The sequence below is a fragment of the Streptomyces sp. NPDC059003 genome, assembly GCF_042740445.1.
Lineage (GTDB): Bacteria > Actinomycetota > Actinomycetes > Streptomycetales > Streptomycetaceae > Streptomyces.
The window spans coordinates 14,160-32,119 of the sequence record NZ_JBHYJH010000030.1; the positions used below are offsets into that span (position 1 = coordinate 14,160).

The following is a 17,960-nucleotide window of genomic DNA, read 5'->3' on the forward strand; positions in this document are numbered from 1 at the left end:
ACAGTCCGTACGCGCCTACCTGGACGCCTTCGGCCTGACCTTCGGAGCCTTCGCTTCGTCGCCCGACTCGCCGCCCCGTCCGCGCCGGCAGTCGTCGACAGAGCCACACCGTCGGTGATGTCAGTGGCCTGTGGTGAGATGGCCGCGCTCTGTCGGTCGTGTGGAGGAGCTCGTTGAATGTCTGTGTATCCGTCGCTGACACGTGCGCTGGCAGAGGCGCTGGTCGACGTCCTTTGGTTCGTTGAGGGGTGCGGGAACGAGCAGATGGACCCGGATGACGCGGTGAAGGTCCTGGAGGGCGTTGCTGCGCTGGTGTCTCACCTGCCGAGTGGTCAGCGGAGCGAGTTCATCGATGTGCTCGGTTCGATGGCTGCGCAGGAGACCGATGCGTCGCGTCGCGAGTTCTTGGAGGGCTTCCCCGAGGGGTTCGGACTCGTTGAGGGCGGCTGCTGACCTGGGTCGCAGAGGCCTCTCGGCCCGGGCCTGCGGATCTCATTGATCATGGGTGGATGACCGCATGGATGCGCTGTTACTGGGATGAGGAAGATGTCTGGTTCTACTTCGAGCTCGATACGGCAGGGTGGGTCACGCGCCAAGTCGAGTTCCAAGGGCCGCGGCTGCACCCGGTCGCAGCCGCTTCCCTCGTCGAATGGCAGCAGGCCCGCGACGCCGGCCGTCTGGCCGAGTACGACAGCAGGTTCGGGATCACGGCACAGTCGCCGGTGGCTGAGTGGGAAGGGCATGACCAGCACCCCCTGACCTGCCAGGAGTTCGAAGAGGCCTGGGACCGGGCCCGCCGGCAGCTGGCGGGCAAGCCGTAGCGCGCCCAGGCCGTGGTCGTCGCCTGTGAGGCGGGGGTGGTGGTGCCGCGGGCCGCGCTGTGCCCTGCCCGCCGCCCGTTTCCGGAACGCGGAGTTCGCGGCTCATGCGTGGGTGCACGGGAGATACACCGGAGGTTTATGAGATGTGTCCTCTTTGGGTTGACGCGTGGAAACCGGGCGCTTCGTAGTGTCTTCACCTGTCGGCGCGGCCGCCGACGCCACGGCCGACTCGTGCCGTGGCTCCCGAAGAGCCAGGGGGAATGGCCATGCGCACACGCACACGCTCACACCTCGTTCCGCTGTCGCTGACCGCCGCACTGCTCGGGGCAGGGCTGGCCGTCGGGGCGGCGCCGGCGGCAAGCGCCACCCCGCCGCCCGTCTCGCCCGTGGTCCTGGACGACGGACAGGACAGCGGCGGCCAGGGCGCGCTCGTCTCTGAGGCATTCCAGGCGACGGGCGAGGCGGACGCCGCGGGTGTCTGCCCCATCACCATCCACGGGTACAAGGGAAAGGTCATCTGTGACACCCCGGGGGTGAAGTGGACGTGGGGCAACGGTGTCACGGAGTACTTCTTCGTCGGGGCCGACTACGCGATCTGGCACGTGTGGAACAACTCCGGCGGCTGGAAGAGCCTCGGAGGCCAGGCACACAAGAGGAACACAGGAGTATGGAACGCCACCGGCGCCACGGGCGTGTCCACCGTCGGCCTCGACGGCAAGTGCTGGTGGCGCCCGCGAGGAAACGGCTCGTGGCCCGGCACCTGGCGCCACTGCTGAGCCCGGCCGCGAGCAGGTAGACCGATCCGTCCCCGCCGCAGCTCAGTGGCTCGCAGAACGTCCGCGAGCCACTGAGCGATCCGTTCCGTCATGCGTGTTCAGCCCGAGCGGGCTGGGGGCCGGTGCGCCGGACGAGCGAGCGGGGGCAGACCGGGACCGGGGCATGCAGGGAGATGCGCCGCACACCGTGGTGACAGGCAACACCAGCGCAGTCTGCTCGCTGACAAAGGCGGCCGGTGTGGAGGAGCCCGCGATCGTATCGAGGAGGTGCTCGACACCGAAGTCCGGGCCGGCCGATTCGACGATGATGCCGAAGACGGCGGTGAGTTCGTCGCAGCAGGCGGCCCATTCGGCGCCCGGCGAGCCGGGGCGGGGGTGCGCAGCCGGCCCGCTGGCTGTGACGTCGTTGAACAACGGGCTCTGGCAGCGATCACGGGGAGCCGTCACGGTGAGCGATGTCATCGTTCGGTTCGGGCCGTCACGGAGCGGTCGGCCGGGAGCCAGTGCGGACTCGGGGCGCCCCGGTGCGAGTGTGCGGTCGTCTCCGCTGTCGGGTGCGGCAGCCGGGTCCGGTGCTCGCCGCCGTGCCTGTGCCCCGGGGCGTCCTGGCTCGGCCCGGTGCGTCCATCAGGGCGGTGACGTAGGCATCCAGCCGCTCCTCCACGGCTCGCGTCGTCAGCTCCGTGCGGGCTGGTGTGCGCTGCCGGGGTTGGCGGGGGTCGGCGCGCCGCTGCCGGTGTAGGAAGGGAGGTTGGCCACCAACTCGGTGAGGGCCGGGTCTCCGGCGTAGCGTCGCGTGTGCAGGTCGGTGATCTTCTGGGCGATGTCCGGGTCGTCGCTGTCGGTGGTGTCGTAGGAGACGAAGGACTCCAGCAGCGGCAGACCGATTCGGTCGGTGTGGGCGTGGGAGGGCGCCATCAGGTACTCCCAGTAGCCGTCGAGATCTTCGAGGAGGAAGACGGCGCCGTACTCGAACTCGCCGCCGATGTCTCTGCCGACTACGTAGCGTGTGACCGCGTCGATCGACTCGCCCTGGTTGCGCAGGCTGGCGAGTGCCGCCTCGCGCTGCTCGGCGGTGGCGGTCGCCTTGAAGGTGAAGCGGTTGTGGTGATAGATCATTTCTCTCCCTTGGCGGTTTGCGGGGGGCTTTCGGGTTTCGCGGTCGGGGCTGACCAGTAGCCGAGCAGTGCGGTCACCGCCTGGTCGGCCAGGCGCAGGGCGCGGTCGAAGCCGATGTCCTCGATCGACCCGATGCCCGCGAGGCCGTGCAGTGTGCCCCACAACAGGTCGCAGGCGTCCTCGACACTGGCAGGTTGGGCTGCGGTCTCGGCCGCCCACGCGCCGATCAGCTGCCTGGTGAAGGCGATCACGTCGGCGGTGGCGGCGCGGCGGGTGGAGGCATCGACGTCCGTGCCCGGTGCGCCCGACATGAGCTGGTACAGGCCCGGCCGTGACCGGGCGAACTCCAGGTACGCGACCGCCGCCAGGTGCGGGCCCCGTGACGCCGGTTCGCCGGCCACCGCGGCTCGCATCCGTTGCGCCAACTCGCCGTTGGCGCGCTCCAGCAGCGTATGCAGGAGGGCCTCTTTGCTCGGAAAGTGCTGGTAGATCACCGGCGCGCTGTAGCCGATCTCGGCAGCGATCCGCCGGACGGTCACTGCCCGCCAGCCCTCGGCCTCGGCCATCCGGCCCGCTGTCTCCAGGATCTCGGCGAACGTGCGCCGACGTGCCTCGTCCCGCTTCCCCACCAAAACTCCTAACGGCGTTAGGAAACCTAACGCCGTTAGTATTTTGAGTGCTCTCGGATCTGTCAACCCGGCGGCCGGAGCCGTCAGTTGGGGGGCTCTGCTCGGGGTCGTCGTCCGGGGTCTGCTTACGGCGCCCTCGGTCATGCCCGAGCTCCACTGGGGCGTGAGCCCGGCAGAGGCCGCATCGAGGTCCAGGGCAGCCCACGGGCGAAGCCGGTCAGGCCGGGCAGGTCCCCGGCGACTCGTCGATCAAGGCGGGCAGCAGGACACCGGTCTGCCGGGTGAGCATCTCGCCGAAGTCGCGGACGAGTTCCTCGCGCAGTTCCTTGATGGAAAGGGCGACCTCGGGCGCGTCGGAGTCACCGGCCCGCCGCGACAGAAGCTGAGAGAGCGTCAATTCACACCGGCCCTCACTGCTGATCGAACAGCATCCCCACCGACCGTGACGGCTCCCCGTGATCGCTGCCGGAGCCCGTCTGACGACGTCAGAGCCACCGTCTTCCGCGGTGGCGTGGTCCAGCTCCTGCAGACGCCATCAGCCCAGCAGCAGAAGGCGGTTCACGCGACGGCGGAAGGACCTGAAGAAACCCTGTCACCCTGAAGTGCCCGTTCCGTTCGGTGCGTTGAGCAGTGCCAGACCTGCAGTGGTGGGCGAATGCAACACGGTGTTGCGCCGCCGTGCCGAGGCGATGAGTCCGGCCCTGCGCAGGACAGCGGCATGCTCACTCGCGCTGGCCGGCGCGATGCCCGCACGGGTGGACAGTTCACCGGTGGTGATGCCGGGCCGCTCGGCGATCACGCACAGCACGACGGCACGGGTGCGGCCGAGCAGATCCGCCAGGGGCTTGGGGGAGGACGGGGTGCTCTGCCAGGCCACCGCGGCGACCAGGGCCTCAGGGCCCTCGCCTAGGCGTGCGGGGTAGGTCATGACGGGCTGCGGCTGGGCGTGCGGGGCGATGATCGGCGCCTCAGCCCCGAACATGGTCGGCACCAGCAGCAGGCCGCGCCCCTCAAGCCGCAGTTCGCCGTCGTACCCGTCGGCCGTGGCGAGCGAGAGCACCGGCGGGTCCCATCGGATGTGGCGCGGGCTCAGCCCCGACAGGAGCCGCTCCGCTCCGCCGTCGAGTAACTCCCGCATCCGCAAGGCCCGATCGGCCGCGATGACATCGGCCACCTGCGGCCAGTACGGCGCCAACACCTGTTCGTACACCTCGCCCACGGTCTGGTACAGACGCCGGAGCAGGCCCGGGTCCTGGCCGACCTGGGCTACCCGCGTCGGCAGGCGGTGCCCCCGGCGCTCGACGACGGCCGCCAGCTCCTGCCTCAGCAGTCGGCCTGAGTCGGCACACCTGTGTTCCAGCAGTTCCTGCGGTTCGCCGGGGGCGGACGGCAGCAGGCAGGTGGGCGACCAGTTCATGACGGACACCAGGTCCAGCACCATCCTCGCTTGCGGCCGCAGCTGCGCGGACACTTCCCGCCGCCAAGCCCCGAAGCGAACGCAGTGGCTGCGGCGTTGCAGGACCCGCAGGGCGATGTCCAGCTCAAGCAGCGGCCCCGGTGCACTCGCCACATGAGTGCGCGCCAGGTCCTCGGTCGTGAAGTGGATACGAAAGGTCATGATCGGCCGCTCCTCGGCTTGATCGCCCTCAGGGCCCGCGTCTGCCGCCGTTTGCAGAGGCCCGAAGCGTAGGCATGCATCGCAGGAGTGGAGGCCGGGCGCATCCCTGGCCCGCAATCCCCCGTGCCCCCGCCGGGTGAGGGACGCGCCCGTCTCGATCCCAGACTGCGGCCGCGGCCCGATGGCGTCGACTTGTTTCGGTGTGAGCCGAAGAAGAGCCCGTGCCTCTGAGGGGGTGCGCAGGAACGGAATGGGAATAGGGAGTGGTCAGGTAGTCGGCCCTGGGGCAGCCCGTCAGGTGCGGCAGTCCTTCAGCCCGGCGTTGCACAGCGCGCGCAACAGCCCCCGGACCGGACCGCTCTGGTGGCCGTGGTCGACGACGGCCCCGGGACAGTGGCCGCACAGGCGTATCGCTGGCTGGTGCCGACGGATGGCGCTCACCCCAAGGGTCAGGCGGCGCGGGTGTAGTGGTCGGTGTGGTGGGCGGTGGTTGTGGTGCGCTGGGCGGTCGGGCGGGCCTGGGCTGCTTCGCGGCCGAGCGCCCGGGTGAGTGCCGGGCCGGGTGTCCGGCGGCGCGGGGTGGCGGCCTTGAGTGCTTCTCGGACGAGGTTGTGGTGGGCGGCCTGCTGGGCGAGTTCGGCGGTGCGGAGCTGGTGGAGTTCGTAGTCGAACATTTTCGTGTCCCCCTGGGGTGTTGGTGTCTGGCCCTGTGCGATGACTCCACTTTCGTTTCCCAGGGGGGTGTGGTGCATCGGGAAGGTTCCGCATCTTCCAGCAGGGTGGGGGCCTTAGGTGTGAGGGGGAGCCTTAGCCCGCCGACCACCTCCCACCTCAGGCCCGCCCACACCCAGGGCAGGACGCCCGCGAGCGGCCGCCGGACACTGCATCAGGAATTCGACCCCTGCGCCCTCGCCGCAGCACTCGGCGCCCTCCACGCCGCCCAGACCCTGAACTGAGAGCTGGGACGCGGACGGTGAAGTCCGGCCGGCCGCGCACGACAGACGCGACCTGCCGGGCCCGGCCGGGCAACAACGCCACCCCCACCCACAGAACTTCTCCCGCCCCGCGCACAGGTCGCTTCGAGCCACGCCGAAATGTTTCCCGTGCCGTCCGTCACAGTGCGAACCTGATGACACCTGATGACAATCGCCTCAAGCAGGGACTCATGAACACCTAGCGCGCTGAAGTGACGGATAAACGGACAAGTGAACACGTGGATGGATGGGCATGGGGGGAATGCTGTGCAAGTGCCGGAGGAGTCGGCGACGGGTCACAGGCCGACGGGAACAGGAACAGCAGGCGCCTTACGGAGGCGGCCGTGACGGCGCGGGTGTTCGTCGTCGACGGCCACCCGCTCTTCCGGGCCGGAGTGCGGCAGGTCGTGGAGGACGCGGCGGACCTGGAGATGGCAGGCGAGGCGACCACGGGGGAGGAGGCGGTCGCGGCCCTGCGGGACGGACGCGTGGTCGCCGATGTCGTCCTCATGGACCTGCTGCTCCCCGGCTGTTCCGGTATCGAGGCCACCCGGGCCATCGCCGCGGAGGCACCCGACCAGCTCGATGCGCCGCGGGTGCTGTTCGTCTCCGGGTCCGCCGAGGACGACGCGGTCGTGGCCGCCTTGCGGGCGGGGGCGCGGGGCTACCTGGTCAAAGGAGTTCTGGGCGAGGAACTGGTGCGCGGCCTGCGCACGGTGGCCCACGGCGGGGCGGTGTTCAGCGCGGTAGTGGCCGACCGCCTCGGCTGCTACTTCTCCGCCGTCCACGAACTGCCCGTGCGGGCCGCCTTTCCCGATCTCACCGAACGCGAGCGCGAAGTGCTCGACCTGGTCGCCCGAGGCCTGAGCAACCGCCGTATCGCCCGCGAGCTGGCGCTGTCGGAGAAGACCGTGCGCAATCACGTCTCCCGGGTGTTCGCCAAACTCCGTGTGGCGGACCGGGTGGAGGCGGCGGTACGGGCCCGGGACGCGGGGCTCGGCACCTGACGGGGCTGCCACGGGCGCGCATGCGGGACGAGTCCGGGACCAGGCACCCAGGCACCCGGGACCCGGGGCCCTCTAGCGTGAAGATGCTCGGGAGAGGCGGGGCGAGCCCGGGTACCCGTGCCCTCGTTCCCGTCTCTCCTTCATGATCACGCCAAAGGGAACAGGTGAGACGAGCATGGAGACGAACGACGTCTACGAGCCGCCCGCGCTGGAAGAGATCGGCGGCTTCGCGGAACTGACCATGGCCTTCGGGCCGTGCGTCGAGAACGACTGGCTGTTGGGCACCGCCTGGATCTGCTGATCCGACGGACTCACCGGCGGGACGGGTCGCCGTGCCCGCCGCGGCACGGTGGCAGAGGCCGTACTTCCTCCACCACCGTGCCGTTTCCGCTCCCGCACCAGGGCAACGACCGCTCGCCGGCCCCGGCCGGAGACCCTCACCCGGCAGCCACCGCCCGGCCATCCTCCGCACCAACCCGCACCAACCCACGCCCCCACGCCCCCACGCCCCCACGCCCCCACGCCCCCGCGCCCCGCGCCCCCGCGCCGACGCACCCGACGGGCGAGCAGCCCGAACCGTACGAAGGGACCTGCCCCGACATGGACTTCGTCGTGTTGCCCGACAGCCCGGCCACGCCGACCGCGGCCCAGCCACTGACCCGTGACCCGGAAGTCCGGGTGGTCCACCACGCCTCGGGGCGCCCCTGGCTCGTGGGCCGTTGGGCCGACGAGGAACTCACCCTGGTGAGTGCCGGAGCCCGGCGCCTGGCCGTCCTGGGCCACACGACCATGGACAGCCACCGTGCGGAGCGCACCCTGGCCCAGGCGCGCACACCGGACCAACTCGACGACGTGGCACGCACGTTGCCCGGCTGCTTCCACCTCATGGCCTCCTTCGACGGATGGACACGGGCCCAGGGGAGCCTGTCCACCGCGCGGCAGATCTTCTACGCCGACATCGAAGGCGTCACCGTGGCCGCCGACGGATCCCACCGACTCGCCCAGTGGGCACACCCCGGCCAGGGCGGGACCACCACCCCAGCCGTCGACCGGGACCTGCTCGCACTGCGCCTGCTGACCCCGGTCCCGCCCTGGCCGCTCTCCCTGCACCCGGTATGGCCGGGAGTATCGGCGCTCGGAGTGGGCTGCCGACTACAGCTGAGCCCGCACGGCAGCGCCCACGAAGCCCGCTGGTGGCGCCCGCCGGAGCCCCAAGCACCGCCCGAACAGGCAGCCGCACACCTACGCCAGGCCCTCCTCACCTGCGTCGCAGCCCGCACCCGTGCCACCCTCAGCGCCGACCTGTCCGGCGGCCTGGACTCCACCAGCCTCTGCTTCCTGGCCGACGCGGCCGGCGCCGACCTCATCACCCACCACTGGACACCCGCGGACCGCGCGAACGACGACACCCCATGGGCCGAACGCGCCGCCCGCCACCTGCCCGCCGCCCGGCACCACATGAGCGCCGACCCGGACGGCCCCACCTGGTACGAGACGACAGCCACCGCCGACTCCAGCCACGAGGAGGGACCGCTGCCCTGGGCCCGCAACCGCGCCCACATGCGGCGCCTGCTCACCTCCATGGCCACGGACGGATCACGCTGCCACCTCCTGGGCGTCGGGGGCGACGAACTGTTCGGCGTCCTGCCCACCGCCCTGTGGTCACTGATCCGCAGCCACCCGCTCGCCGCCCTCCCCAGGATCCACCGCTTCCGGGCCCTCAACCGCTGGACCCTGACCTCGACCGTACGCGGACTCGCCGACAGCGCCTCCTTCGCCGCATGGCTGCACTCCACCGCCGACCGGCTCACCCAACCCGCCCAGGGCCCGGGGGACGCACTGCTCGGCTGGGGCTGGGAACCCCGCATGCCGCCCTGGGCGACCGCCGACGCCACCGACGCCGTACGCCGGCTGCTGCGGGACACCGCCGAACGCGAGCACCCCCACCCCCACCACCCAGACCGGGCCCAGCACCAGACCCTCGACATCGTCGTCCAGTCGGGCAGCGCGCTGCGCCAACTCAACGCCGCACTCGCCGACGTGGGAGTCACCTGCGCGGCACCCTTCCTCGACGACCGGGTCATCGAGGCCGCCCTGTCCGTGCGGATCGAGGACCGGCTGGTGAGCGGGGACTTCAAACCCATGCTGCGGCGGGCCGTGCGCGGCATCGTGCCCGAGGAGATCCTCGCCCGCCGCAGCAAAGGGGAGTTCAGCGCCGAAGCCTTCCAGGGCATGCGCCGCAACCGCGGGGACCTCCTCGACCTCTGCGACGACCTGAGGCTCTCCCGCCTCGGCCTCGTCGACCCCGACGCCCTGCGCACCGCCCTGCTCGGCACCAAGACCCAGTCCCGGCAGCTCGCCCCGTACGAGAACACGCTGGCCTGCGAGAGCTGGCTACGGTCCGTGGCAGCCCCCGCGCCCCAGGCCGCCTCCCTGGCTGGAGAGACCCCATGACCCTCGCCCTGAAACCCGACGTCACCGCCACCGACACCGAGGACGGACTGGTCCTGCTCGACCAGCGCAGCGGCCGGTACTGGCAGCTCAACCGCTCCGGCGCAACCACCCTGCGACTCCTCCTGGACGGGCACACCCCCCAGGAGACCGCCGCCCACCTCACCCGCCACCACCCCGAAGCCGCCGGACGCGCCCTGACGGACGTCACGACGCTGCTCGCCGCCCTGGACCGGGCCCGCCTGGTGGTGACGGCATGAGCATGCAGGTCATCGGAGAGAAGGGAGTGCAGCTGCCCTGGCACCGGCAGCTGAGCGCACGGACAGCCGTCGGCGCGGCCCGGCTGCTGGTACTGCTGCCCCCGCGCCGACTGCGCCAGGCCCTGGCGGTAGCCAGCCGCGGCTCCCGCGCCGCCACCCACGAACAGGCCCTCGACGCCCGCCGGGCCGTGGTGACCGTCAGCGCCCGCTGCGCCGGCCGCGGCTGCCTGCAACGCTCGGTCGCCACCGCACTGCTGTGCCGCCTGCACCGGCAGTGGCCCGACTGGTGCACAGGATTCCGCACCCAGCCCTTCCGCGCCCACGCCTGGGTGGAAGCCGGCGCACAGGCCGTCGGCGAGTCGGGTGACGTGACGCTCTTCCACACCGTCATGAGCGTCCGCCACCCCGACGGAGACCGCCGATGAACACGGCCCTCGCCCCCGCAACCGGCCACCGCACCACCCGCGCCGCCAACGACATCGCCGTCCTGACCGAACAACTGACCAGGACCTACGGCAACCGGCAGGCGGTCACCGGCCTGGACCTCACCGTCCCGACCGGCCAGACCTTCGCCTTCCTCGGCCCCAACGGCGCGGGCAAGAGCACCACCATCGCCATGCTGTGCACCCTGCTGCGCCCCACTAGCGGCCGGGCACAGGTGGCCGGGTACGACGTGACGCACCAACCCCACGACGTACGCCGCCGTATCGGCCTCGTCTTCCAGGAACCCACCCTCGACGTCGATCTGACCGCCATGGAGACCCTGCGCTTCCACGCCGAGCTGTTCGGCATCCCGCGACGACAGCGGCTCGACACCATCATGGACATGCTGGAACTGGTGGAACTGGCCGAGCGCCGCCACGCCCCCGTCCGCACCCTGTCCGGCGGCATGCGACGGCGCCTGGAGATCGCCCGCGGGCTGCTGCACACACCCCGGGTGCTCTTCCTCGACGAACCCACCACCGGCCTCGACCCACAGACCCGCGCCGCCATCTGGGACCACCTGCGCCGGCTGCGCCAGGAGCGGGACGTCACCGTCTTCCTCACCACGCACCAGCTGGAAGAGGCCGAACACTGCGACCGGATCGCCATCATGGACGAGGGCGAACTCGTCGCGGACGGAACTCCCGCCGCCCTCAAGGCCGTCGTCGGCTCCGACCTCATCACCGTACGCACCGCCAACGACCCGGCAGCGGCCCTGGCCCTCCGCGAACGCCTCGGCCTGCAGGCAAAGACGGACACCGACGGCCTGCACATCCGGGTGGCCGACGGAGCCGCCTGGGTACCCAGGATCTGCGCCGCCCTGCCCCACACCGTGCACGCGCTGACCGTCACGCCGCCGACTCTCGACGACGCCTTCCTGCACTACACCGGCCGCACCATCCGCGAGGCCGACAGCAAGCCGACCGGCCTTGCACCACCCGCTGCGAGGAGGTGACCGTGAAAACAGCAGACACGGCAGACACGGCAGACACGGCAGGCACGGCAGACATGGCAGACACGGCAGCTCCGCCCCGCACCGCCGACACCGCCGGCCCGCGCGGACATCTCGCCGCGGACCTGCGCGCCGTCCGCGTGCTGTGGCAGCGCGAGGTCATCCGCTTCGGGCGCAACCGCCTGCGCATCGCCATGAGCGTCATCATGCCGATGATGTTCCTGCTCGTCTTCGGCACCGGCCTCAACGCGGCCGTGCCCACCGAGCAGGACGCCGCCAGCGACTTCCGCGCCTTCTTCTTCCCCGGCGTTCTCCTCATGGCGGTGCAGGCACCGGCCATGGCGGCGGGCGCGTCCATCGTCTGGGACCGGCAAGCCGGCTTCCTGCGCCAACTGCTCGTAGCACCCGTCCGCCGCCCCCCGCTGCTGACCGGAACCTGTCTGGGCGGCGCCACCGCCGGCCTCGGCTACGCGATCCCCGTGCTGTGCCTCGCCGGCCTCATCGGCATCCCCTACCGGCCCGAACTCCTCCTCGCCCTCGCGGAACTGGCGCTCATCGCCTTCGCGTTCACCTCACTCGGTGTCCTGGTGGCCGTGTGCGCCAAGCGCCCCGAGACCTTCCAGATCGTGATCGGGCTGTGCATGATGCCGCTGCTGTTCCTGTCCGGGGCGGTCTTCCCGGCCAGCGGACTGCCCGGCTGGCTGGGCACCGTCGTAGGCCTCAACCCCCTCACCTACGCGGTCGACGCACTGCGACGCACCCTCCCCGGAGAGGGCGTCTCAGGGCTCGGCGACCGGGCGGCCGGGCCGCAGTGGGGGGACTGGACCCCCTCGGTGGCCGCAGAGCTCAGCTGCGTGGCCGCCCTGGCCGCCCTGGCACTGACCCTCGCCACGTACCGCTTCGCACGCAGCGAGTGACCCTCACGTGGTGAGCCGTGCCGTCACCACTGATGTCAGCTGATCCCTCGCGGATACGGGAAGGACTGGAAGTCGGCGTCGAGCCTGCCCGGCCCGCGCGGCAGCCAGCTCGCGGCGAACCGTAGGACCGTCTCCCGGGGCAGCGGCGGACTCGGCGTCTGTGTCGAGGGCTTGGCCACCGACTGCAACGCCCACGCGTACGCGTTGAGCGGGGCGAACGCCACCCAGCGCGGCCGATCGATGCCCAGCAGCATCATCGCCCGCATATAGGCGTGCCAGGTGTGGTAGGCGACCGGGGCACTGCCGGGCGGCGAGTCCATGGTGTGCACCGGCGAGCGCACACTCTCGCGGCGCGGGTCGTAGAGCACGCCCTGGCCGAAGTAGGCGAAGGCGGCCACCAGCCGGGGATCGTAAGCACGGTACAGGCTGTCGAAGACGCCCAGCTGCATGCCCGAGACCACCCGAAGAGGGCCCTCGATCGGCGCCATGAAGGCCTGGAAGTTCCCCGGGTACTCGGGTGACTTGCTCATCTCCTGCCACACCGTGCGGAAACCTCTCTCGATGCTGCCGCCGACATGCACACCGATGGCCCGGTAAGCGGCAAGCAGTTCCGGCGACGCCCGGTACAGGGCAACCTCATCGAGCTGGTACCAGACCTCATTGGCCCGGCGATCACCCAGCATGCCGGGCACGGGCGGCAGATCCGACACCCTCCCCGCACTGGTGCTGGTGGCGGCCCGCGCCGGCACGACACTGCCGGCCGCAAGGCCCGCCACGGCCACGGCACCGACACACGCGCGCAGCACCTGCCTGCGGCCACAAGACCCCTCAAGGGACGGGGCGAGCGGCCGGCCGAGTGAATGCGACATGGAAGGTTCCCCCGCTCCTGCTCATGTGCGCCCCCATGGGCCACACGGTCGTCGCCCACAACCCGCCACCGTAGGACGCCGCACGTCCCGGGCACCTGAGCCAGACGTCCCGGCCATGTCCCGGCCACAGACTCCACGCCCCGTGATGTCAGGGGCGGGCCCGCAGACCGCGGCCCGGGACAGCAGCCGTCTCGCGCGACCCGGCACACAGAATCCGCAGCCCCAGGGGCGTCGCCGAGTGCAGCACGTACTTGCCGTCACGGCGGCTGGTCACCAGACCACCGTCCCGCAGGACATCGAGCTGATGACTGGCGCTCGACAACGCCAGCCCCACCGCCATGGCGACCTCGGACGTGGTCCGGCCACCGCTGCGCCCGACCACCTCCGCCAGCACCGCCGCCCGCGACCGCCCCAGCAGCCGGGCCGTGCCGCCCTCGCTCGCATGCGCCAGGACCAGCGGGCTCCTGATCGCGGGAAAGACCAGCACCGGCGGCTGCTCCGCGTCGGCCGGCGCGGTCGGGCGCCGCCAGCAGAAGTACGAGGGGACAAGGAGCAGACCGCGCCCCTGAAGGTACAGATCGCGGTCGACGGGATAGTCCACCTCGAGCAGCGGGCTGTTCCAGCGGGCGAACGGGCGCAGCCCCTCCAGAAGGGCACGGACGCCGCCGTCCAGCAAAGCCCGGGTCCTGCGCCCGATGTCGTCCCGGACGACCGCACAAACCTCCGCCCAGCGCGGCTCCAGCAAGGTGGTGAAGTAGTCGTCGAGTGCGTCGGTCAGCAGGGCGAGTTCACCACCGCCGCCCGGCCCGCCCAGAGCCGTGGTCCAGCCGGGAAGCGTGCGGGACTCGGCCAGCCGACTCAGGTCACGGGTCAGAAGCGGGCGCGGGGTGGCACGCAGGACATCGAGCTCCTCGGGCAGGTCGGCCCCCGTCACCGGCGGGGTGAGGAAGTCCGGGATATAGCCGAAGCTCGGGACCAGCGTTCCCAGGCGCCGAAGAGAGTGACGTAGCGGCGCGTCACGCAGGACTCGGTGCCGGGCCGCGCGACGCCAGGCACCGAATTCGAGTGGCCCCTGCCCGGTCTGTAAGCGACACAGGCTGCAGACGATCTCCCACAGCGGATCGGGCTCCCGCGCCAGCCGGACGTTCTGCAGGTCCTCGGCGGTGAAGTGAATGCGCAGCATGCCCTCTCCTTCGAAACCGCGCGAGCCGGGCAACTGCCAGAAAAGACGAACCCCGGCTACGAGCGGTTGACTCCTCAACCGGGAGCCCCCCGCCCGCCGATGCCCAGCCGACGCCGCGCACACCCGGCGCACAACCGCCAACCGGCATGAGCGCACGACGTACGCACACCACGCCGCTCCATACCCTCGCCTGCACGGCAGCGCTGCTGACGGCCACCTCGTGCGGCAACGCCACCGACACGCCAAGCCTCCCGCCCCAGCCACGCAGCAGGAGACCGGGGCGCTCTGTACCCGCTACCGCCTCGGCAACACGGTCGGCCAGATAGCCCCACAGGCGCGGAACGATGACCGGCATTCCCACCGCCCCGCGCCATGAACAGCGCATTCCCGGACGGGTCGTCGATATGGCTGCCCTTCTCGCTGTCGGCACGTTAGTACGCAAGTACGCAGCTGCCATCGCCCCTGCCCCCTCGATTCCGCAGCCCCTGACCGCGGCCAGAGCGGGAGAATGCCGGCGCACAGCCGGGGCGCGGAACACCGAGGTAAGTGCCGGTGGTGAGCCGCTCGGCCGGGCCGTCCCAGCCGACGCCGGGCGCGACGAGCACGTAACGACGCGGGCCAGCAGGGTCAGGCCGAGCTCGCGGGCCTTGGCGTCGGACATGATCACAAGGGCCGCGGCGCCGTCGTCAGGAAGAACACGAGCCGCCCCGCCGCAGCGAGCACTCCGGGCCCGAAGAGGAAGAGTGACACGGCGATCATGTCCGTATCACCTCCGACGGACCAGAGAAGCAGACCCGCCATGGCAAGCAGCACGCACACCAGCCAGCCGACATGGGCTCGTGGGGCCGTCTCCCGGTCGAACGGCGGCAACAACCCCATCACCGCCGCCATGACAGGCACCGCGAGCACGAATGCGAAGAGCCCGGCGACCGGCATGAGCAACACGGACAACAGAGCGCTGCTCGCCAAGGCCCCGCCCAGCCTGGACCAGCTCCCCGGGCCCACCAGAACGAGGACGAACCCCACCAACCCCACAAACGCGATGATGCCCAGCACATGCGCCTCCCCGGAGCCGACAACAGCGAGGCGCACACCCCCTCCGGACCCCTCGCGGAAGCAACCGACGCGGCCTCCCAACGCAGACTAGGCACCAGCCACACCACGGCGGCAGGCGGGGCCTCTCCAACCGGGACGCGCACAAGCCACCGGCTCTGTGACCGGGAGGGTCTCTGTCCTGGCCGCCGGGCGCTCACTGCTGCTCGAGTGCGGCTTGTGCAGTGCCTGGGGAGCGGGCGAAGCGGGCGAGGGTGTGGAAGTCGTCCTCGCGCAGGCCGATGCGCGGGTTGACGTGATGCAGGAGCCCGGGTGCGTGGTGATGGGCGGCCACGTAGGCCTGGTCCAGATCGCTCTGTTCGTCGTCCACCCAGGCGAAGGGGCGGCCGTCGGCGTGCTCCACCAGGACTGCGGTCTTCCAGTGGACTGCGTCGGGGCGCTCTTGGAGCAGGGCGTCGCCGAAGTCGACGAAGGGCAGTTCGGGAAGGCCGAGCACCGGGCTGATCCACCGGTTGGCCTCGGCCATCCATGTGGTGGCCCAGCACAGCTCGTAGTCGAGCCGCAGCAGGGCCGGCCCGTGCGCCGGGTTGAGCCAGACCCGCGCAGGCCCCCGGCGCAGCGAGAGGCCTCGCCGGTCCGCTGAGCCCTCTGAGTCCTTTGAGTCCTTTGAACTCGTGCCGTCTCGCGGGGCTCTGAGGGTGACGTAGCCTGCGGGGCGCCGTTCCGGCTGGGCCGCGTAGGGGTTGAGGGGGCCGTCCACGTCGAGGAACAGCAGTGGTCGGTTCACGTGGTCTCCTCCTGCCCTGTGCTGCGTCGGCTGCGCCGATGGAAGCGCAGCTGCAGCGATGACCCAGGCCGCGGGCCGCCCTGATGCGATGACCACGGCGCGGCGGGTGCCCTTACGGTTTCAGAGCCGACCTGGCGCGCCGCCGCACGTTCCGTTCGGCAGCCCACACCAGAACGTCAGGACGACAAGGCCTGGCTAGCCCGTGGTGTGCAAGTTGTCGGTGTGCTGAGCTGGTTGCCCGCAAGAGCCGCGGGCGGCGAGCCAGGTGGTGAGGTCGCGGGCGATCCGGTCGATGCTGGTCTCGGTGGCGACGTCGTGTTCACGGCGAGTGGTGTCGCGGCGGACGACTTCGTAGCCGCCTTCATCCAGGACTGCGACGGAGGCGAACCAGGCCGGGGCGTCTTCGTCGGGCTGGATGACGACGAAGGTGTTAGCCGAGTCGTTGAGGCCGTCGATCAGCATGAACAGCGCGTCCTCGGACGGATCGTCGATGTGATCACCGTTCTCGCTGTCGGCGCGGTAGTACACAGCTGCCATCGCCCCTGCCTTCCCCTGACCCCGCCGCCCTCGTGGTCAGGATGACATGAGGAGTCCAGGCCTCGCGCCACCACCCAGGCGGCAGTCACGGATCACGAAGAGACTCTAGTCCGGACAGAAAACTAAGGCTGCATCGTGCAATAGAATAGAGAGAAAGAATGCCAACGTGCCATGGCGGAGAGGAATTTGCGATATTCTGTGGCATAATATCGCTGGTGGAGAACTGTGAAGGAGGCGTTGAGTGCCTGAGAGGAATGTCGAGTTCGGAAAATATGGCGCCCGCGGCATCAAAGGCCACGAAGCGGTCGCGCGTCGGCTCGATACTCTCGCCAACTTCATCGCTACACCCGTCACTGCACGCCGTGGTCTGCTGGCCCGGCTGCACTACCTCACCCGCACCGAGCATGCCCGCGCCGCTGCCCGCCAGGCGGGCCTGACCGTCAGCGACCGTACGCTCAAGACCTGGCTGGACGGCAAGCGCAGCCCGTCGAAGAAGAACCTCGAGAAGGTGGAGGCCGCTTACCGGGCGGTGCGCCGGCGCAACGTGGCCCGTTACCTGCTGGCCCGTCTCAGCCGGAACGGCCGCGGTACCAGTGTGGAGCTCCATCCACTCAACCAGTCCCAGGTGGACCGGCCCCGCCAGCGTGTGGTCGAGTTCCGGCGGCTCAACGTCCGGCACTGGGACCGCATCGTCGAAGCCTGGTCCCAGGACGACTATGAGGCTCTCGATGAGGCGTGGGTCAATGATGCCGTGATCGACCTGGGGTCTCAGTGGGGACAGTACGAGTACGTGGCGAACATCGGCTTCGCGGCCTGACGGCGAGCGCAGCTTTACGCCCACATGGAGCCAGGCCCTGAGCTGTGCCGCGCCGGGGCCATCGCGGCGCAGGGGAGGAGTCGGCAGGTCCAGCTCACCGGCACCCGACCGCCCTGATCCAGGTCACCCGTGCGGCTCGCTTCCTCGGCTGGGTCACCGGGCTGACACTCCTGGCCACTGTCGTCGCCGTGATCGCCCTGACTGTCACTGGGCAGACCAGCTATCTCACGCCTGTCATCGGGATCGGTGCCGCGGAGGCTGCGGTCGGCGGCACCATCCATGTCCGTATCCGCATCCGGCGCTGACCTTCGTTGAGGCCGGATAGCCCTCCTTCTCAAGCACCAAACGACGGGCCTCGCGTGGAGAGAATGAGGATGCGGGCGTGCGGGGCGAGCCATTCGCCGGACCACCTCCGCTCGCGCGGAGAGCACACGGTGGGCACGGTCACCGACGGCACCCACACCGGGCCACCTCTGCTCGCGCGGAGAGCACGTCGGCTCCACAGCGGGGGCCGTGGGCAAGGGCGGACCACCTCCGCTCGCGCAGAGAGCGTGGCGTCCGAAACGTCGGCGTCGGGTCCCACAACGGGCCACCTCCGCCCGCGCGGAGAGAACCCGCCGCCCAGCCACGCGAACCAGATCCTGAATGGATCACCTCCGCTCGCGCGGAGAGCACGGGTATCCGTCCCGCCCTGCGGGTCAGCCCCG

23 protein-coding genes and 1 pseudogene are annotated in these 17,960 nt (G+C 70.6%); 11 read left to right on the forward strand and 13 right to left on the reverse strand.

From position 1 onward, the window contains the following. Positions 1-177: 177 nt before the first annotated feature. The 3 genes from ACFWZ5_RS14125 (at position 178) to ACFWZ5_RS14135 (ending at position 1,597) form a co-directional block, all read left to right on the forward strand. Positions 178-453, forward strand: a complete 276-nt coding sequence (locus tag ACFWZ5_RS14125; RefSeq protein WP_384789209.1) for a hypothetical protein — start codon at positions 178-180, stop codon at positions 451-453. A gap of 56 nt (positions 454-509) precedes the next feature. Continuing rightward, positions 510-821, forward strand: coding sequence for a hypothetical protein (locus ACFWZ5_RS14130; RefSeq protein ID WP_384789206.1), 312 nt, complete (start codon positions 510-512; stop codon positions 819-821). Positions 822-1,087: 266 nt separating this feature from the next. Next, a complete protein-coding gene (locus ACFWZ5_RS14135) occupies positions 1,088-1,597 on the forward strand; it encodes a hypothetical protein (protein ID WP_384789203.1) in 510 nt (169 codons plus the stop codon). A 42-nt stretch (positions 1,598-1,639) separates the two neighbouring features. On the opposite strand, the gene ACFWZ5_RS14140 is transcribed toward ACFWZ5_RS14135, so the two are convergent. From ACFWZ5_RS14140 to ACFWZ5_RS14175, 8 genes and pseudogenes are all read right to left on the reverse strand, one after another. Then, entirely contained in the window at positions 1,640-2,059 is a 420-nt protein-coding gene (locus tag ACFWZ5_RS14140) for a hypothetical protein (RefSeq protein ID WP_384789200.1), read from the reverse strand. Positions 2,060-2,210: 151 nt separating this feature from the next. Continuing rightward, a pseudogene (locus tag ACFWZ5_RS14145) lies at positions 2,211-2,297 on the reverse strand (aminoglycoside phosphotransferase); the annotation flags it as partial. Further along, complete coding sequence (locus ACFWZ5_RS14150) at positions 2,273-2,716, reverse strand: Dabb family protein (protein ID WP_384789197.1); 444 nt, start codon at positions 2,714-2,716, stop codon at positions 2,273-2,275. The pseudogene ACFWZ5_RS14145 and the gene ACFWZ5_RS14150, both read right to left, overlap by 25 nt. Then, a complete protein-coding gene (locus ACFWZ5_RS14155) occupies positions 2,713-3,345 on the reverse strand; it encodes a TetR/AcrR family transcriptional regulator (RefSeq protein ID WP_384789194.1) in 633 nt (210 codons plus the stop codon). Before ACFWZ5_RS14155 ends, ACFWZ5_RS14150 begins: the two co-directional genes overlap by 4 nt. A 217-nt stretch (positions 3,346-3,562) precedes the next feature. Beyond that, positions 3,563-3,742 (reverse strand): hypothetical protein, encoded by a 180-nt coding sequence (locus ACFWZ5_RS14160; RefSeq protein WP_384789191.1) that lies wholly within the window; start codon positions 3,740-3,742, stop codon positions 3,563-3,565. Positions 3,743-3,937: 195 nt separating this feature from the next. Next, entirely contained in the window at positions 3,938-4,963 is a 1,026-nt protein-coding gene (locus ACFWZ5_RS14165) for an ArsR/SmtB family transcription factor (RefSeq protein WP_384789188.1), read from the reverse strand. Between the two features lie 294 nt (positions 4,964-5,257). Continuing rightward, a complete protein-coding gene (locus ACFWZ5_RS14170) occupies positions 5,258-5,404 on the reverse strand; it encodes an endonuclease domain-containing protein (RefSeq protein ID WP_384789185.1) in 147 nt (48 codons plus the stop codon). An 8-nt stretch (positions 5,405-5,412) separates the two neighbouring features. After that, the gene (locus tag ACFWZ5_RS14175) at positions 5,413-5,637 is read right to left on the reverse strand and encodes a hypothetical protein (protein ID WP_384789182.1); all 225 of its coding nucleotides are present in this window, start codon (positions 5,635-5,637) and stop codon (positions 5,413-5,415) included. Between the two features lie 644 nt (positions 5,638-6,281). Between ACFWZ5_RS14175 and ACFWZ5_RS14180 the strand changes: the two genes are divergently transcribed. From ACFWZ5_RS14180 to ACFWZ5_RS14210, 7 genes are all read left to right on the forward strand, one after another. Then, the gene (locus ACFWZ5_RS14180) at positions 6,282-6,944 is read left to right on the forward strand and encodes a response regulator (protein ID WP_384789180.1); all 663 of its coding nucleotides are present in this window, start codon (positions 6,282-6,284) and stop codon (positions 6,942-6,944) included. A gap of 175 nt (positions 6,945-7,119) precedes the next feature. Continuing rightward, positions 7,120-7,245, forward strand: coding sequence for a lasso RiPP family leader peptide-containing protein (locus ACFWZ5_RS14185; RefSeq protein WP_190137059.1), 126 nt, complete (start codon positions 7,120-7,122; stop codon positions 7,243-7,245). A 299-nt stretch (positions 7,246-7,544) separates the two neighbouring features. After that, entirely contained in the window at positions 7,545-9,398 is a 1,854-nt protein-coding gene (locus tag ACFWZ5_RS14190; RefSeq protein ID WP_384789176.1) for an asparagine synthase-related protein, read from the forward strand. Then, positions 9,395-9,655 carry a lasso peptide biosynthesis PqqD family chaperone gene (locus ACFWZ5_RS14195; RefSeq protein WP_384789173.1) on the forward strand — a complete coding sequence of 87 codons (261 nt, stop codon included), beginning with the start codon at positions 9,395-9,397 and terminating at the stop codon, positions 9,653-9,655. The genes ACFWZ5_RS14190 and ACFWZ5_RS14195 overlap by 4 nt, the downstream gene beginning before the upstream one ends. Beyond that, positions 9,652-10,080 (forward strand): lasso peptide biosynthesis B2 protein, encoded by a 429-nt coding sequence (locus ACFWZ5_RS14200; protein WP_384789170.1) that lies wholly within the window; start codon positions 9,652-9,654, stop codon positions 10,078-10,080. Before ACFWZ5_RS14195 ends, ACFWZ5_RS14200 begins: the two co-directional genes overlap by 4 nt. Then, positions 10,077-11,093 carry an ATP-binding cassette domain-containing protein gene (locus ACFWZ5_RS14205; protein ID WP_384789167.1) on the forward strand — a complete coding sequence of 339 codons (1,017 nt, stop codon included), beginning with the start codon at positions 10,077-10,079 and terminating at the stop codon, positions 11,091-11,093. The genes ACFWZ5_RS14200 and ACFWZ5_RS14205 overlap by 4 nt, the downstream gene beginning before the upstream one ends. A gap of 2 nt (positions 11,094-11,095) precedes the next feature. After that, complete coding sequence (locus tag ACFWZ5_RS14210; RefSeq protein WP_384789163.1) at positions 11,096-12,007, forward strand: ABC transporter permease; 912 nt, start codon at positions 11,096-11,098, stop codon at positions 12,005-12,007. Between the two features lie 35 nt (positions 12,008-12,042). Here the strand turns inward: ACFWZ5_RS14210 and ACFWZ5_RS14215 are convergent, their stop codons facing one another. The 5 genes from ACFWZ5_RS14215 to ACFWZ5_RS14235 form a co-directional block, all read right to left on the reverse strand. Then, on the reverse strand, positions 12,043-12,876 hold the full coding sequence (locus ACFWZ5_RS14215; RefSeq protein WP_384789160.1) for a hypothetical protein: 834 nt from the start codon (positions 12,874-12,876) through the stop codon (positions 12,043-12,045). A gap of 148 nt (positions 12,877-13,024) precedes the next feature. Beyond that, entirely contained in the window at positions 13,025-14,059 is a 1,035-nt protein-coding gene (locus ACFWZ5_RS14220) for an ArsR/SmtB family transcription factor (RefSeq protein WP_384789157.1), read from the reverse strand. Positions 14,060-14,722: 663 nt separating this feature from the next. After that, positions 14,723-15,115, reverse strand: coding sequence for a hypothetical protein (locus ACFWZ5_RS14225; RefSeq protein ID WP_384789154.1), 393 nt, complete (start codon positions 15,113-15,115; stop codon positions 14,723-14,725). 193 nt (positions 15,116-15,308) lie between these two features. After that, positions 15,309-15,899 (reverse strand): hypothetical protein, encoded by a 591-nt coding sequence (locus tag ACFWZ5_RS14230; protein WP_384789151.1) that lies wholly within the window; start codon positions 15,897-15,899, stop codon positions 15,309-15,311. A gap of 195 nt (positions 15,900-16,094) precedes the next feature. Next, entirely contained in the window at positions 16,095-16,436 is a 342-nt protein-coding gene (locus ACFWZ5_RS14235; RefSeq protein WP_384789148.1) for a hypothetical protein, read from the reverse strand. Between the two features lie 241 nt (positions 16,437-16,677). Here ACFWZ5_RS14235 and ACFWZ5_RS14240 point away from each other — a divergent pair, with 241 nt between their 5' ends. Beyond that, positions 16,678-17,253, forward strand: a complete 576-nt coding sequence (locus ACFWZ5_RS14240) for a transcriptional regulator (protein ID WP_384789145.1) — start codon at positions 16,678-16,680, stop codon at positions 17,251-17,253. Positions 17,254-17,960 lie beyond the last annotated feature (707 nt).